At 27.2% G+C, this 15,443-nt stretch carries 14 protein-coding genes; 7 read left to right on the forward strand and 7 right to left on the reverse strand.

All coding sequences use genetic code 11. From position 1 onward, the window contains the following. Window positions 1–14: 14 nt before the first annotated feature. The gene (locus IC758_RS06895; protein ID WP_227434296.1) at window positions 15–359 is read right to left on the reverse strand and encodes a RidA family protein; all 345 of its coding nucleotides are present in this window, start codon (window positions 357–359) and stop codon (window positions 15–17) included. Between the two features lie 301 nt (window positions 360–660). On the opposite strand from IC758_RS06895, the gene IC758_RS06900 reads away from it, so the two are divergent. Further along, window positions 661–1,560 carry a DMT family transporter gene (locus IC758_RS06900; protein ID WP_227482274.1) on the forward strand — a complete coding sequence of 300 codons (900 nt, stop codon included), beginning with the start codon at window positions 661–663 and terminating at the stop codon, window positions 1,558–1,560. A 186-nt stretch (window positions 1,561–1,746) separates the two neighbouring features. Next, complete coding sequence (locus IC758_RS06905) at window positions 1,747–3,033, forward strand: Gfo/Idh/MocA family protein (protein WP_227434298.1); 1,287 nt, start codon at window positions 1,747–1,749, stop codon at window positions 3,031–3,033. A gap of 78 nt (window positions 3,034–3,111) precedes the next feature. Here the strand turns inward: IC758_RS06905 and IC758_RS06910 are convergent, their stop codons facing one another. The 4 genes from IC758_RS06910 to IC758_RS06925 form a co-directional block, all read right to left on the reverse strand. Beyond that, window positions 3,112–3,555, reverse strand: coding sequence for a regulatory YrvL family protein (locus tag IC758_RS06910; RefSeq protein WP_227434299.1), 444 nt, complete (start codon window positions 3,553–3,555; stop codon window positions 3,112–3,114). A gap of 22 nt (window positions 3,556–3,577) precedes the next feature. Then, window positions 3,578–4,372 (reverse strand): M55 family metallopeptidase, encoded by a 795-nt coding sequence (locus tag IC758_RS06915; protein ID WP_227434300.1) that lies wholly within the window; start codon window positions 4,370–4,372, stop codon window positions 3,578–3,580. A gap of 617 nt (window positions 4,373–4,989) precedes the next feature. Beyond that, the gene (locus IC758_RS06920; RefSeq protein WP_227482276.1) at window positions 4,990–5,466 is read right to left on the reverse strand and encodes an SAM-dependent methyltransferase; all 477 of its coding nucleotides are present in this window, start codon (window positions 5,464–5,466) and stop codon (window positions 4,990–4,992) included. Window positions 5,467–5,563: 97 nt separating this feature from the next. After that, window positions 5,564–6,733, reverse strand: coding sequence for a M20 metallopeptidase family protein (locus IC758_RS06925; protein ID WP_227482277.1), 1,170 nt, complete (start codon window positions 6,731–6,733; stop codon window positions 5,564–5,566). Between the two features lie 173 nt (window positions 6,734–6,906). Between IC758_RS06925 and IC758_RS06930 the strand changes: the two genes are divergently transcribed. Both IC758_RS06930 and IC758_RS06935 read left to right on the forward strand, forming a co-directional pair. Next, the gene (locus IC758_RS06930) at window positions 6,907–7,770 is read left to right on the forward strand and encodes a S66 peptidase family protein (protein WP_227434303.1); all 864 of its coding nucleotides are present in this window, start codon (window positions 6,907–6,909) and stop codon (window positions 7,768–7,770) included. Window positions 7,771–7,840: 70 nt separating this feature from the next. Next, complete coding sequence (locus IC758_RS06935; RefSeq protein WP_227434304.1) at window positions 7,841–8,434, forward strand: DUF3867 domain-containing protein; 594 nt, start codon at window positions 7,841–7,843, stop codon at window positions 8,432–8,434. Between the two features lie 222 nt (window positions 8,435–8,656). On the opposite strand, the gene IC758_RS06940 is transcribed toward IC758_RS06935, so the two are convergent. Both IC758_RS06940 and IC758_RS06945 read right to left on the reverse strand, forming a co-directional pair. Further along, window positions 8,657–9,295 (reverse strand): isochorismatase family cysteine hydrolase, encoded by a 639-nt coding sequence (locus IC758_RS06940; protein WP_227860836.1) that lies wholly within the window; start codon window positions 9,293–9,295, stop codon window positions 8,657–8,659. A 79-nt stretch (window positions 9,296–9,374) separates the two neighbouring features. After that, window positions 9,375–10,106 carry a glycerophosphodiester phosphodiesterase gene (locus tag IC758_RS06945; protein WP_227434306.1) on the reverse strand — a complete coding sequence of 244 codons (732 nt, stop codon included), beginning with the start codon at window positions 10,104–10,106 and terminating at the stop codon, window positions 9,375–9,377. Between the two features lie 336 nt (window positions 10,107–10,442). Between IC758_RS06945 and IC758_RS06950 the strand changes: the two genes are divergently transcribed. The 3 genes from IC758_RS06950 (at window position 10,443) to IC758_RS06960 (ending at window position 15,311) form a co-directional block, all read left to right on the forward strand. Then, window positions 10,443–12,632: an amino acid adenylation domain-containing protein gene (locus tag IC758_RS06950; RefSeq protein ID WP_227434307.1), complete on the forward strand. Its 2,190-nt coding sequence runs from the start codon at window positions 10,443–10,445 to the stop codon at window positions 12,630–12,632. A 410-nt stretch (window positions 12,633–13,042) separates the two neighbouring features. After that, window positions 13,043–14,971: an OPT family oligopeptide transporter gene (locus tag IC758_RS06955; protein ID WP_227434308.1), complete on the forward strand. Its 1,929-nt coding sequence runs from the start codon at window positions 13,043–13,045 to the stop codon at window positions 14,969–14,971. After that, window positions 14,958–15,311, forward strand: a complete 354-nt coding sequence (locus IC758_RS06960) for a PqqD family protein (protein WP_227831185.1) — start codon at window positions 14,958–14,960, stop codon at window positions 15,309–15,311. The genes IC758_RS06955 and IC758_RS06960 overlap by 14 nt, the downstream gene beginning before the upstream one ends. Window positions 15,312–15,443: the final 132 nt, after the last annotated feature.

The following is a 15,443-nucleotide window of genomic DNA, read 5'->3' on the forward strand; positions in this document are numbered from 1 at the left end:
TAAATTTAAAACAATTATTTTGTAGCAGCAACAACGCTCATTTCAACCAATAAGTGTTCTCTAGCAAGTCTAGCTTCAACACAAGCTCTAGCAGGTTCAAATCCTTTTTCAACCCAAGCATCCCATACAGAGTTCATAGCTTCAAAGTCCTTCATATCTCTTAAATAAATGGTAACAGATAGTAAATGTTGTTTGTCTGAACCATATTTGTTTAATAAATCTTCTATTTTATTTAAAACTTCAGTAGTTTGCTCAACTACTCCTCCTTCAGCATGAGTTTGTCCACATAAATAAACTGTATTGTTGTGAACTACAGCTCTACTCATTCTTCCAGTTCCTTCATATCTTTTTATTTCCATATTTTAAATACCTCCATAATTAAAAAATCCACTAAAAATCTAAATAATAAATTAAAAAAAGTCTATACTATATAAAATTATAGTATATATTTGGCGAATAATCTATAAAAAGATATAACTTTTTACTTATAATTATTATTGTTATTAATTGAAAAGATTTATTAGTTACTTGACATAATTTATACTTTTAATTATAGTATAAATTGGAATATTTAGATAATTATTATTTAATTTAGAAATTTTAGTTTTTTAAGTAGTTTTTAAATATAGGTTTATGTATTTGTATAGAAAAGAGGTAAATATGAGTAGTACAATCAAATCAAATCGAATAAAAGGTATAATGTTTATAATAGCATCAGCTCTTGGTTTTGCAATGATGTCTGCATTTGTAAAACTGGCAGGCGATTTACCAAGTTTTCAAAAAGTATTTTTTAGAAACTTGGTATCGGCTATAATAGCGTTTTGGCTAATCATAAAACATAAAGGAAGTTTAACAGGTAAAAAAGAAAATATGAAGGTTCTTTTATATAGGTCAATTTTTGGAACTTTAGGGGTTATATTTAACTATTATGCAATTGATAAGTTGATGCTTTCAGATGCTAATATGCTAAATAAAATGAGTCCTTTTCTCGTAGTTATATTTTGTGCAATTATTCTAAAAGAAAAAATAAACATAAAACAGATAGGGGCAATTATAATTGCATTTATAGGAGCTTTATTTATAATAAAACCAACATTTAGTGTTGAAGTAATTCCATATCTAGGAGGAGTTGCAGGAGCTGTATTTGCAGCAATGGCATATACTTGTTTAAGAATTCTTGGAGATAGAGAAGATTATTATACAATTGTGTTTTTCTTTTCAGTTTTTTCATTAGTTACTGTAGGACCAATAGCTTTTGCAGTGTATGAACCAATGACTCTTATGCAACTTGTATATTTATTACTAGGTGGAGTATTTGCAAGTTTAGGTCAATTTGGTATAACTTTAGCATATAAGTATGCGCCAGCCAAAGAAATTTCTATATTTGACTATAGTAATATAATATTTTCAGCAATCTTGAGTATATTCTTGTTTAATGTTTATCCAGATATGCTAAGTGTTGTAGGATATGTAATAGTCTTTTCAGCAGCATTTTATATGTTTTTATACAATAAAAAATTAGACAAGCTAGAAAAAGAAATTGACAAGCAAAATAAATAAAAATGGTATTAAAATTTACATTAAAAATAAATAATATGATTCTAAAAAAGAATAGCATACTAAGTTAAAACAGCAGTTAAAAGTAAAAAACTATAACTGCTGTTTCTTTTATCAAAAATATCCAAATATATTTAAAAATAGAATATAATAAAGTAGTAGAATAATATAAAGGGGATAATTTAAAGTATGGAAAAAGTAAAAGTTGCTGTGGTTGGAGCAGGTAATAGAGGTACATATGCATATGCTCCATATATTTATGAAAATTCTGATACATGTGAGATAGTTGCTGTAGCAGAGCCAAAAAAAGGAAGACGTGAATTATTTGCACAGAAGTATAACTTAAATAGCAAAAATGTATTTGAAAGTCTAGAAGAATTCTTTAAACAGGATAAAATGGCAGATGCAGTCATAATAGCTACAAATGATGATAGACATTATGATGTAGCAAGTTTAGCTCTTCAAAAAGGTTATCATATATTATTGGAAAAACCAATGTCTAATAGTTTAGATGGATTAGTACATATAAATGACCTATGTGAGAAGTATAAAGATAAGATTTTTATGATTTGTCATGTACTTAGATATTCTCCATTTTACAATAAATTAAGAGAAATTGTAGAAAGTAAAAAATTAGGAGAATTAGTTAGTATACAATATAATGAGAATATAGGCTATTGGCATTTTGCTCATAGTTTTACTAGAGGGAATTGGAGAAATAGTAATGAGACAAGCCCTTTGATTTTGGCGAAGAGTTGTCATGATATGGATATTCTATTATATTTGGTAGGTAGTAGATGTAAAAAAATCTCTGCATTTGGAAGTTTAAAGCATCTTAATAATGAAAATGCTGGGGGAGAAATGGCACAGAATTGCCTTCAATGTTTGGTAGAAAAGAAATGTCCATATTCTGCAAAACAAATTTACCTAGAAAATGACAGAAATATAAATAGAGCTGTGCATATAAATCCTACAAAAGAGAATCTTTTAAAGATACTTGAGACAAGTCCATATGGAAGATGTGTTTACAGATGTGATAATAATGTAGTAGATAACATGGTAAATATATTACAATTTGAAAATGGAGTAACTGCTACTTTTAATTTATGTGCATTTACTAAAGAAAATGGAAGAACTATAAAGATGATGTTTAGTCAGGGAGAAGTTGGTGGAGATTTAAATAAAAATGAGATAAGAATTAAAGAATTTGGAAAAAATGAAGAAGTAGTTATAAATCCATCAAATAAGAAAGATATGGTAGAAGAATATGATAGAAATCTCATAACTGAATTTATTAAATTAGTTTTAAATAAAGACTTAGAAAAAGGAAGAGCAGCAGCAAAAGATGCTATAGAAAGTCATGTAATGGCATTTGCAGCAGAGTATTCAAGATTGAGTGATGAAGTGGTGCATATAGATAAATTTTTTGATGATGCTATAAAGATGACTAAAGAAATAGAAGAAACTATATTTTAAATATAAAAGATTACACAAATAAAGATAGATTAGATAATAGGGATATATAAATCGTCTATTAAGTAATCTATCTTTTTATTAAGATTTTTTCTTATCTTTATCAAAAAAATCCATGCATTCAGATAAGAGATAAGAAAGTAAGGCAAATAAAATTTCTGTACTTAAAGGAATCATTATTGAATCCATAAATGTATCAATTATGTTCATAGCTAAAAAAGTCAGTATAAAATCAATTATAAATTCGCAAAATTTATAAATTGAATACGGCAATTTGTTTACATATCTAAATATATCTAAAATGGTAGTGCATAGAAAATCAATTGGGGTAGTTATACAAAAATATATTAAAAAGAAAATTAGTACAGACCCAAGAGATTTATATTCAAAACCTAAGAATGATAAGAAGCCAATTCCTATAACAGTGAAAATACAAAAAGTTATACCAAAAAAAACAGCAAAAAATAAAAATACAGAAATAAATTCGCCTAAAGGAATCCTTCTTTTATTACTTATCTTAATCAACTCCTTATGTATAACATGAAATTTATATAAATAACAACATTCTTAAAAATTCATAATAATCTTCTGTTTCAAATAGTATTGTTTGAGAATCTATTTTTTTCATACTTGGGTAAAAAGAAGCTTTAAAAGCCTTGTAATGTTCTCTAAACTTTATTTCAATTTTAAATTTGTTTGGTAATTTTATTAAGTGTCTAGATAAATTTCCAGATAAAGATTCTTGAACACCTTCTTCTATTTTTTTTAGTGCAAGATTTGGGTGGATTGAAATTGAGCCATTTCCAATTCCCTTTGAAACAGGAACAGTGATTATATTTGGGTTTAGTTTTTTTGCACTTTCACAAAGCATTTCATCTCCACTTAAAAATGCTACAGGAACATTATAGTATGCAGCAGCATAAGCATTTATAGTAAATTCAGATGCTATTTCATCATTTATTTTAAAATAGTCATAGTCAATATCCATAGTATGAGAAAGTGGATTCCCATTACAAGTAGCTCCAGAATGATAGCCAGTAAATACACATGCATCAAAACTTTTATCAATACCAGCCATCATAACTAGTGGGTCTTTAGTCCATCCTCTAAGGATTTTGACATTTTCAGGTAAAATATCTGGATTAATATTTCTACCACTATCATGTGCATCTTTAACAAGTATTTCATGCATACCAGACTGAGTAGCTCCATTACATGCAGCTGCTATTTCTTTGCTCATTTGTGTTCTATAGTGTTGTGAAAATTCACATTCAAGCTTTGTTTCATCCCAATTTACAATGCCACAAGTACCTTCTATATCGGCACTTAAATATAACTTCATAATATAAGCCCCCTTAAATTTATTATTAATGATAATAACAGATAACAGTAAACATACAATTAATAAGAGGTAGAAAAATATTATTTCTCATTATTAATTATTATTAAATCTGTAACTGAAAAATAACTGATATTAGAAATATAACACTAACTAGTATCTATTATCCTATTATTGCTATATACAATATTTATATAAAATTGTAACACAGAAGTAGCTACATTTACTAGTTTAACATACTTAAAACATTGATAGATATTATTTTTAAGTTTGTTTAATGGTTGTAGTGTTTTAAGATTAGGAGAAAGAGTGGAATTATAGAATTATTCTATAGAATTAGTAAAAAAGAAGATGTTTAAGGGGCTATAAATAGCTATCCATCCAAATAAATTTGCTGTTTGTAGACTAAATATTGTCATGAGTATTCTCCTTTATAATTATTTATATTAAGTATACAAGATAATTTGCCAATATGAAAGTGGATAAAATCAATTATATAATTCAAGAAAATGAAATACAACGAATATTTTATAGAATTAAAATATAATAAGGTAGAGTATTAAATTAGAATTTTTTAATTTAATACTCTACCTTTAATTTAATACTCTATCTAAAATAAATTAAAATTCAAATTCATTTTCCCAATCAAATTCCCCTGATTTTTCTACACATTTAGGCCAATGACTACACCATTCAGGGACTGAGGGATTTTCAACTCTATCAATACTTGGAGTATATGGTTTTAAGTCGATAACAGGGCTATTATCATTAGCATCGATATATGGAATTCTTATTATACCATGCTCATGGTCGATGCTAATAATTTGTACAGTAGTTAATGCTATTGGGTTAGGTCTAATAGGTGACCTTGTCGCAAATATTCCCATAACATCAGGTGCTTTTTTATAAGGCTTTGGAGTTTCTAAGATACTTCTTGCTTCAACATCATCAAATCCATCAAACCACCAGATTACATTTAAATGACTAAATTCATCAAGTGCTTTTAATGCAGGTATATACTTTTTATCCAATTTGATAGAAATTTCTTCACCTTGAACACGTATTTTTCCTATAGGGTTTACTAAAATTTGTTTCATAATATTACCTCCAATTATTTGGTTTGTTATTTGTAATTTTAGAGTAAACCCTAACACCATGTGAGAGTCAATATAAAAAGGAGATAGAAGCATATAATTAAAAGGATAATACATTTTTTGAATGAAGCATAACACCAGTAATAAGACAATCTTCATCAATATCAAAGGTATCTGTATGAAGAGGAGAATTAATATTTTTTCCCTGATTTGCACAACCAAGGTGATAAAAAACACCTTCACAATATTCCAAAAAATATGAAAAATCTTCAGCACCAAGAGTAGGTGTATCTTTAATCAAAATATTTTCTTTTCCAAATAATTCTACTGCATTTTGTTTAACATAATCTACAAGAGAATTTGAATTTATAAGGGAAGGATAACCTTCTTCAATTTCAACATCAATATTTCCACCAAATGTTTTGCAAGTAAAATCACAAACTTCTCTAATTCGTTTTTTTGAAAAATCTCTGGTTTCCTGCGTTAAAGTCCTTAAGGTTCCTTTTATAACAACTTTATCGCAAACTATATTTTCTTTAATTCCGCCTTCAATTTTTCCTAAAGAAATAACTACAGAATCAGTGGGGTTTGTATTTCGACTGACAATTGTCTGCAAAGCAGTTATGATATGAGCAGAGATAACTATAGCATCAACACCTTGATGAGGATAAGCTCCATGGCATTTTGAGCCATATACAGTTATACAAAGTGTATCTGTTGATGCATTTAAAGTATTGTATTTTAGTTCAATTAAACTTTTATCAATATTGGGATTTACATGAAGACCAAATATATAATTTACATCTGGATTTTTCATACATCCATCTTCTATCATAAGTTTAGCGCCACCAATAGTTTCTTCAGCAGGTTGGAAAAAAAACTTTACATTTACATTTAAATAATCCTTTAATTTAAATAGTATATTACAAGTGCCAAGTAAAATAGCAGTATGTGCATCATGGCCACATGCATGCATTTTACCTAAATTAATGGATTTATAAGGAAGATTGAGTTTTTCTGTTATAGGTAAAGCATCTATATCAGCTCTTATAGCAATTGTCTCAAAGTTTGGATTTACATTTATATATGCAGTTACTCCTGTGTGATTTTCATATTCAATGTAACTTATACCTATTTCATCTAAATATTTAATAATTTTTTTCTTAGTTTGAAATTCTTCTAAGCCAAGTTCTGGAGTTTTGTGTAAATCTCTTCTAATATCTATAACCCAATCATTTATATCATGGCAAAGAGCTTTAATATTAATCATAAAACACATCCTAACTATATTAAAATTAAAAATTTATTTTTCTTCATTATTATAATTATATTATTCTATATAAAACATTATTCTGTATCAAGTATAAATAAAATGTCTTATAATTATAGTAGAGATGTTTAGCATAAATTAGAATATATCATTTTAGAAGAAGAGGTGTTTAGATGTTAGGAGTAATTGCGCCTTCTGGACCATTGAGAAATATAAGTCTAGGAGAAATAAAATTTAATTTGGAGAAGTATGGTTATAAAGTTAAATTTTCTGAAAGTTGTGGACTAAATTATAAAGGTTATTTAGCTGGGAATGATGATATTAGAGTAAGAGATATAGAAGAGATGTTCTTAGATGAAGAAGTAGATATAATTATGTGTTTAAGAGGAGGTTATGGAACAACAAGAATACTAGATAAAATAAATTACGAAATAATAAAACAAAATCCTAAACCATTTATAGGTTTTTCTGATATAACAGGTTTAAATCTAGCTTTTTATAAAAATTGTGGTCTTTTACCATATCATGGAATAATGGCAGCGAATGTAGCTAAATGGGATGAATTTACTTATAAATCTCTAGTAGATGCTTTAGAATTTAAAGATGAGTTATACTTAGAAAATCCAAAAGAAGAAAAGATTTATACTGTATGTGAAGGCAAAGCAGAGGGAATAATAATGGGAGGAAACTTATCTCTAATAATTTCTACAATAGGAACTAAATATGAAATAGATGCAAAGGATAAAATTTTATTCATTGAAGAAATTGGAGAATGTCAATATAAATTAGACAGGATGTTAACTCAATTGTATTCTTCAGGAAAACTGGATGAATGTAATGGTATAATTTTTGGAGATTTTAAAGACTGTATCAAAGAAGAAGATTTAATAGAACTATTGGAGGAATTTGCGCAGAAGGTTAATAAGCCAGCTATATATAATCTACAATCTGGGCACTGTATACCAATGATAACTATTCCTTTAGGAAGAATGTGTGAATTAGATGCAACAGAAAAAATGGTTAAATTAAAAAAATAGTGTATATATAAATATATTAGAAGTATGGTATAATCTTATACAAGTAAAAATTTAGCTAGGAGGATAAAAAATGTCTGATGATAGAATAATTGACTTTAACGAATTAAAAAACAAAGTTAAAGATTCTGATGTAGATAAATTTGAGCAATACATATATAACTTATATTTTTCTGTTATGGATGGAAAGATGTCGATGGCTGAATTTTCAAGAAAAATATTTGATTATATGAAAGATAATGACATATCTCAAGAAAAGTTTATGAAAATACAAAAACAGTTCATGGAAAGATATGGTATGGACACTGAAGAAGTAGAAAAACAACTTAGAAACTTTGGAATCGACCCTTCTACAGCAGGTTTTATGAGTAATAATACTTCCAGCAAAGTATCTACAGAAGATTTAGAATCGTTTAAAAAGAGTGCAGGATTTTATGAGAAATATGGTGAAAAAATTCAACCTAAGAGTTGTATAACAACATTCATAAAAAATGATTTAAATGATATTAATGTAATAATAGATCAAGAAAAAATAATGCTTTGTAGTGACAAAAAAATAAATCTTATGGACTCAGAATTAAATGAGTTTTTATTAGAATATAAGAATATGTTTAATAAAAAGATAAAAGTAGTTATGTGTGAAACTACAAATAAATACGATTATTAAAAAGTAAATTTAACTATTGAAGCGGTATAGTTGATTAGTATTATGTAAAAAATAGAAGTCGCAATTTAATTTCTCCTACAGAAGAGGTATAGAAGAATATTTAAATTGCGATTTCTATATTTATATACTTTAGTTATGTTAAATTAATTGTATTAAGTAATATTTGTATAGAACAATCTTATTATCAAAGTTGTATCCCTATATAAATCTATAAAGTATTTATTATAAGCTAATTTCCTTTAATACCTTAATTCCATTTTGAAGCATACTATTAAAAAATACTAGGTTTAAAATCTCTGCAGGATGAACATTAGGAATGTCATAAGTGTCTACTAAATTCATAGGAACAACTATATTTTTTTCGATATTATATTGATTAAAATAAGATTTTAGAGTTATTGCAAATTGATATATACATATATCTGTGCAATCACCAACTATAATTATATTGTCTATCCCATCAAAGTCTAAATTTTCTAGTGCGAAAAATCCATTAGTAGAGTTTTTAGGGAAAACTTGTAGATTTTCTATAGATTTAATTTCGTCAACCAATTCACTTTCCACATCACTTTCTAAACAGTGAACAGGATAACTTAAAAGTTCTATAGATTTAGGTGTATGACAATCAGTAAATGCAATTACTTTATTTAGTTTATTTGATATTTTTTTTGCGAAAATTTCAATTGGTTTTATCAAAGATTCTACTCTGGGAGAGTATAAGGCACCTTGTTTTGCAAAACCATTATTGACATCAATTATAAATAAAACTGTTTTACTCAAATCGTAATTTTCTATTTTTTCTATTGGTAAATTATCCAAATTACTTTTTAAAGCTTCAAGTTCATTTAATAAGTTATCCATAAGTATACCTCCAAGCTAAATTTAATAAAATTGTACATATTAATCATATAAAAGTCAAGGAGTATAAACTACTATATAACTAGCTATATTGCTTCGATTGTAAAAGGTTTAAAGCTATATCTGGATAGTTAGTAAAAATACCATCTACATTAAGAGATAGACAATGTAGCATATCTTCTTCTTCATTTACAGTATACACATTGACACCTAGTAAATTTTTGTGACAAAGTTCAACTAGAGATTCATTTACTAAAATTAAAGGAGGGTGAAGATAGCTATTTCCTAGAAATTTAGCAAATTCAACTACATTATTTATAGGTAAGTAGCATAATAAAGCTGTTTTTATACTGGGTTCTAACTTATGAAAATTTTTTAAGCTATTACTATTAAAACTAGATATAAGAACTCTGTTTTTCATATTATACTTTAAAATAAGTTTCAAAACATCTTTTTCTATATTAGTGTAATTTACTTTGTCAGTTTTTAGTTCTATATTTAAGATAAGGTCTGTAGGCGAAATTAAGATTAAGACTTCTTCTAAAGTTGGAATTTTACATTCTTTATTGTTTTGGTAACCCTCAAAGGATGAGTTCAATGTTTTTAGTTTTCTTAAAGTAAGGTCTTTTACAAAACCATGTCCATTAAAAGTTCTATCGACCGTTTCATCATGAATAACTACAATTTTTCCATCTTTAGTCTTGTGAACATCAAGTTCTATTCCGTATATATCCATATCTAAGCATTTTTTAAAAGCGAGAATAGTGTTTTCTGGATATTTTCCACTAAAACCTCTGTGAGCATAAATGTTCATTTGTAAAGCTCCTTTCAATAAATATAACTTATTCTTATAAAATTTTAATTAATATAATATATCATATTCTAAACAATATAATTATACATTAATTAAATAACAATTTATAATTTATATATTATATAAATGTAAGAAAATAAAATCATATCTGTGTTATAATATATTTTAAACATTATAAATATTACGAATTTAATAGTCATAATATATAAGTATAAGTTTATGCAAGCTCATGTGTTTAGAGCTTGCATATATATTATTAATATATTTCTGTATTTAAAAAAATGAAATTCCAAAAGAATTTTTTCTATAGATTTAGTAGTAAGGGGGAATTTTGATATGTATGAAGTTAATTTAGAACGAGCTATGAATTATTGGATGGATTTGTTAGATGATTATACCAATCTAGCAAAAATTCCAAATGATTTTTTTTATAAAGATTGTTCTGACGAAGTTGTAGATGAAATTTTTAAGATTGATATTGAAAAACATGAGAAACTAATTCAATATTCTAAAATGAATAATATAAGCATAAGTTCTATTATAGAAACTATCTATGGACTTATATTACAAAAGTATACATATGAAGATGATGTAGTTTTTGGAAAAACAATAAATATAATTCCTATAAGAGTTAAGGTTCGACAAAGCGAAAAGTTTATAGATGTTGTAAAAAATTTAAAAAGGCAATGGAGTAGGTCTTTAGAATATGGATACTATTTATTATCAGATATAGAGAATAAAAATCATCTGAATACTAAACTTATAAATACAATATTTGTAGCTAAAAGTTTTGATTTATCATATGACTATGACATAGAAAAAAAAGGATATGATTTATCTGTAATAGTTTATACTAAAAGGGCATTAAAAATAAAAATAAAATATAAGCCATCTATATACAAAAGAGAAACTATTAGAAGGATATTAAATCAATTTGATTATATAATAGAGCAGATAATAAGGAATAATAACATTTTAATAGAAGATTTAGAATTTGTATGTAAGAAAGAAGAAAGAATATTATTGAAAGATTTTAATGATAATCAATGTGAGATACCATATGACAGAAGTTATATTGATTTATTTAGGGAACAAGTTGAGAGAACACCTAATAATGTAGCTGCCAGAGATGAAAATAGAAATTTGACATATAGAGAACTTGATGAGTTAACTGATAGACTTGCAGGTTATTTAAATTATATAGGGGTAAAAAGTGAAGATATAGTAGCTGTAATGTTGCCAAGAGACATTAATATAATTGTTACAGCCATAGGAATTATGAAATCAGGAGGAGCATTCTTCCCGATAGACACAAGTAATCCAGAAGAAAGATTAAATTACCTTCTTGAAGATAGTAATGCAAAAGTAGTAATAACTACAGACGAACTTAGATGTAAGGTTATAAATGAAAACACAATAGTAATTGATATAAATGATGAAGATATATTTAAAATTAGATATGACTTAACTGAAAAAATAACACCATCAAACTGTGCATATACAATATCTACATCAGGGTCAACTGGTAGACCAAAGACTATAGCTATAGAGCATAAGAGTTTAGTAAACATGTGTTATTATAGTATAGAAGCTATAAGTGCTACAGAAAGTGATATATGTGGGATATATTTAAGTTTTAGTTTTGATGCTGTAATGAAACAACTATTTCCATATCTATTGATGGGTGCTTCAATAAACATTATGCCAGAAGAAGCAAAATTTGATGAATATACAGTAAATGAGTATTGTGAGGAAAATGATATAACTATACTAGCATTACCAACAGCGTTTGCAAGATTATTTATACAAAACTGTAACAACAGTTCACTTAGGATTGTGCAGACAGGAGGAGAAAGATTAAAAGGATATAGAAAACGTAACTATGAGTTATATAATGAGTATGGACCAACAGAATTTACTGTTGTATCAACTTCTTTTCATGTGGATAAAGAGTATGGGAAAATACCAATAGGTAAGCCAATCTTTAATACTTATGCATATGTATTAGATAAAAAAAATAAACTATGCCCAATTGGAGTTCCAGGAGAACTCTGTCTATCAGGAATCCAAATATCAAGAGGCTATTTAAATAAAAAAGGTTTAACAGAGCAAGTATTTGTAGAAAATCCTTACAAAACTTGTGAACATAATAAATTAATGTATAGAACTGGTGATTTGGTAAGATGGCTAGATGATGGAAATTTGGATTATATTGGTAGGATGGATAATCAAGTAAAAATTGATGAATTTAGAATAGAGCTGTATGAGATTGAAAACATAATAAACAATATTACAGAAATTAAAAGTGTTGTTTGTATCTCAAGAACAAATGAGGATGGAGATATGTATATATGTGCATATTATGTGATTGATGATGAGGATAGTGAAAAAATAAATGACATAACAGTTAGAGAATATTTAAATGAGCATTTACCTCCATACATGATTCCAACAATAATAATGAGGATAGATAAAATACCAGTTACACCAATTGGAAAAGTAAATAAAAGGGCATTGCCAGAGTGATTTTGTATTATGACAGGTGTTATAAAGGAACTATAGAAGTTTCTTTATGACACCTATTTTCAAGAATGAATCAATTGACATAAAAGAAAGAATTTTCTGTACATTTTTACTGTGGTGAAAATCTGTTTATAAGGATGATTATTGTATTTTTTATACTTTTCCGTGTTTTAAGGTGTTTTTATAACAAATTTAATTTTAATATAAAAAAATTTTTTATTTTTTATCTTAATCCTTTTTAGTATAATCGAAAAATAAAAAGAAAATTAGCATAAAAATATCTAAAAATAGAAATTAATAATATGGGATTAAATTTTAGTAGTTTTTACTCGCTATTTGTAAAATAATAAAAAGTTAAGTTTTATATGTATATATGTTATAATATATACAAACTGAAAAGGGGTGAAAATTTTATGAACAAAAAATTACCTAAGGGAGCTTATGGTGAGGTTAGTGGAAAAGATTACGTTCCATACATCACAGATAAGTCCAGAACCGGTGGAAATGTAGCTGTATTGATTATCGGTATCATTTTAGCTGCCATTTTTGCCGCATCTACAACTTATTCTGGAATGAAAGCTGGTCTTACAGTTGCAGCAGGTATTCCAGGAGCTATAATAGGTTCTGCTTTTGTTGGAGCATTTGCTCGCCAAAAGGGTATTCTTGGTAAGAACTTAATCCAAGGTATGTCAAGTGGTGGGGAATCTGTTGCAAGTGGATTCATTTTCGTATTACCAGCAGTTATCTTAATTGGAAGCCAAATCACATTTTTAGAAGGCTTAGCTGTTGGAGTTGGTGGTGTTTTATTTGGTATAGGAGTTGCAGCAATAGTTCACAATTATTTAATAATTGAAGAACATGGTAAACTTATGTACCCAGAATCAATGGCTATATCTGAAACACTTGTTGCTTCAGAGGCTGGTGGAGACTCAATTAAATACATGGGAATTGGATTTGTAATAAGTGGATTTATCACTGTATTAACTGGTTCATTCTTAAATGTAGCAAACAATGTAATGAGTCTTGTAGGAAGTAAATTTTACAAATGGAAATTTGATATTGAAGTAAACCCTCTACTTTTAGGAATTGGGTTTATAGTAGGGCTTGAAGTTTCTTTAACAATGTTTGCAGGAAGTATCTTATCAAACTTTGGTATTGCACCTTTAATAGGTTACTTTACTGATATGGCTAAAGATGGAGCTATGGTATGGAATAATCCTGCAATGCCTCTTAACCAAATGGATGTTGGAGCTATATCTAGTAGTTATGTAAAATATATAGGTGCTGGTATGATGCTTTGTGGAGGTATTATTGGTGCAATAAAACTTATCCCAACTATAATCGCTTCTATAAAAGAAACACTTAAAGCTAAATCAAGTACTGGAGATGCAGAAGAAGGTTCATCTATACAAATGATACTTTTATTAGGTGGAGTAGTAGTTGGGTTCTTAGCAGCGTTCTTGATTTCTGGTAATATTGCTATGGCAATTATTGGAGCTATCATATCTCTTTTATTATCTTTATTATTCGTCATAGTAGCTGGACGTTTAACAGGAACAATAGGAACATCAAATCTTCCAGTTTCTGGTATGACTATAGCTTCTTTAGTTATTGTAACATTAGTATTTGTTATAATGGGATGGACTGATTTAGAAGCTAATAAATCATTACTTTTATTTGGGTCATTTATAGTTGTTGCTATTGCTATAGCTGGAGGATATACTCAATCTCAAAAAGTAACTTACATCATTGGTGGTAGCAAAAATGAAATGCAACGTTACTTCACAGTTGCAAGTATAGTTGGTGTTATAGTTGTTGTAGGAGTAATCTTATTACTTTCTGACCAACTTAAAGCTACTGGTGATAATGTACAATTTGCATTACCACAAGCAAACTTAATGTCAACATTAACTTCTGGTATTATGTCAGGTAGTTTACCTTGGGTTATGATTATTGTTGGAGTATTTATGGCAATTGTGTTATATGCATTAAACTTACCAATAATGACTATAGCTATAGGATTCTATTTACCAATAGCAACAACTTCTATAATATTAGTTGGAGCATTAATTCGTTTATTTGTTGAACTAGTATCTAAATCTGAAAAAGAAAAAGAAGCTAAAGTTTCTAATGGTATAAGTTTATCTTCTGGTCTTGTTGCAGGTGGATCTATCATTGGTTTAATAGGTATAATATTACAAGTAACTGGAGTTATAACTCCAAAAGTACCAAGTGGTTTTGCTGCTACAAATTCAATGGCAATTGCTTTATTAATAGTTTTAGTTGTACTTACAACATTACCTATCATTTTATCTAAAGTAAAAAATAATGAGCAAGAGTAATGATGTTTTAGATATTGTATTTAAAATTACTGATGGACTTGAATATGAAGTAGATGAAAATGGTATTGTAACTATACTTGAAAAACAGGACCATAAGATTCAAAAGTTTTTTAGAAAGTTAAAAGCTAGAATACCTAAATATAAAAAAATAGAGCTAGATGAATATTCTAGTTTTGTATTTTTACAAATTGATGGTCAAAAGACTGTTAGGGAAATAGGTGAAAACTTAGAATCCAAATATGGAGAAGAATCTTATCCACTTTATGAAAGGTTATTGGTTTTTTTAAATCATATTGATGTCAATTGTCACTATGTTGAAAGAATGGATATAGACTTATAATAAAGAATTATTATAGGATATATCAGAATATAAAAATTAGAAGATAGTTAAAAAAGAGCTATATGTTTTTAAAGACATATAGCTCTTTTAAATATTTATAACTTATAAACTTAAAGTAAAGGTTATTAAACT

This window comes from Clostridioides sp. ES-W-0016-02 (assembly GCF_020641035.1).
Classification (GTDB): Bacteria; Bacillota; Clostridia; order Peptostreptococcales; family Peptostreptococcaceae; genus Clostridioides.

Coding starts and splice junctions, on each gene's coding strand:
- IC758_RS06895 (WP_227434296.1), bottom strand. CDS start 359: ATGGAAATAAAAAGATATGAAGGAACTGGAAGAATGAGTAGAGCTGTA.
- IC758_RS06900 (WP_227482274.1), top strand. CDS start 661: ATGAGTAGTACAATCAAATCAAATCGAATAAAAGGTATAATGTTTATA.
- IC758_RS06905 (WP_227434298.1), top strand. CDS start 1,747: ATGGAAAAAGTAAAAGTTGCTGTGGTTGGAGCAGGTAATAGAGGTACA.
- IC758_RS06915 (WP_227434300.1), bottom strand. CDS start 4,372: ATGAAGTTATATTTAAGTGCCGATATAGAAGGTACTTGTGGCATTGTA.
- IC758_RS06920 (WP_227482276.1), bottom strand. CDS start 5,466: ATGAAACAAATTTTAGTAAACCCTATAGGAAAAATACGTGTTCAAGGT.
- IC758_RS06925 (WP_227482277.1), bottom strand. CDS start 6,733: ATGATTAATATTAAAGCTCTTTGCCATGATATAAATGATTGGGTTATA.
- IC758_RS06930 (WP_227434303.1), top strand. CDS start 6,907: ATGTTAGGAGTAATTGCGCCTTCTGGACCATTGAGAAATATAAGTCTA.
- IC758_RS06935 (WP_227434304.1), top strand. CDS start 7,841: ATGTCTGATGATAGAATAATTGACTTTAACGAATTAAAAAACAAAGTT.
- IC758_RS06940 (WP_227860836.1), bottom strand. CDS start 9,295: ATGGATAACTTATTAAATGAACTTGAAGCTTTAAAAAGTAATTTGGAT.
- IC758_RS06945 (WP_227434306.1), bottom strand. CDS start 10,106: ATGAACATTTATGCTCACAGAGGTTTTAGTGGAAAATATCCAGAAAAC.
- IC758_RS06950 (WP_227434307.1), top strand. CDS start 10,443: ATGTATGAAGTTAATTTAGAACGAGCTATGAATTATTGGATGGATTTG.
- IC758_RS06955 (WP_227434308.1), top strand. CDS start 13,043: ATGAACAAAAAATTACCTAAGGGAGCTTATGGTGAGGTTAGTGGAAAA.
- IC758_RS06960 (WP_227831185.1), top strand. CDS start 14,958: ATGAGCAAGAGTAATGATGTTTTAGATATTGTATTTAAAATTACTGAT.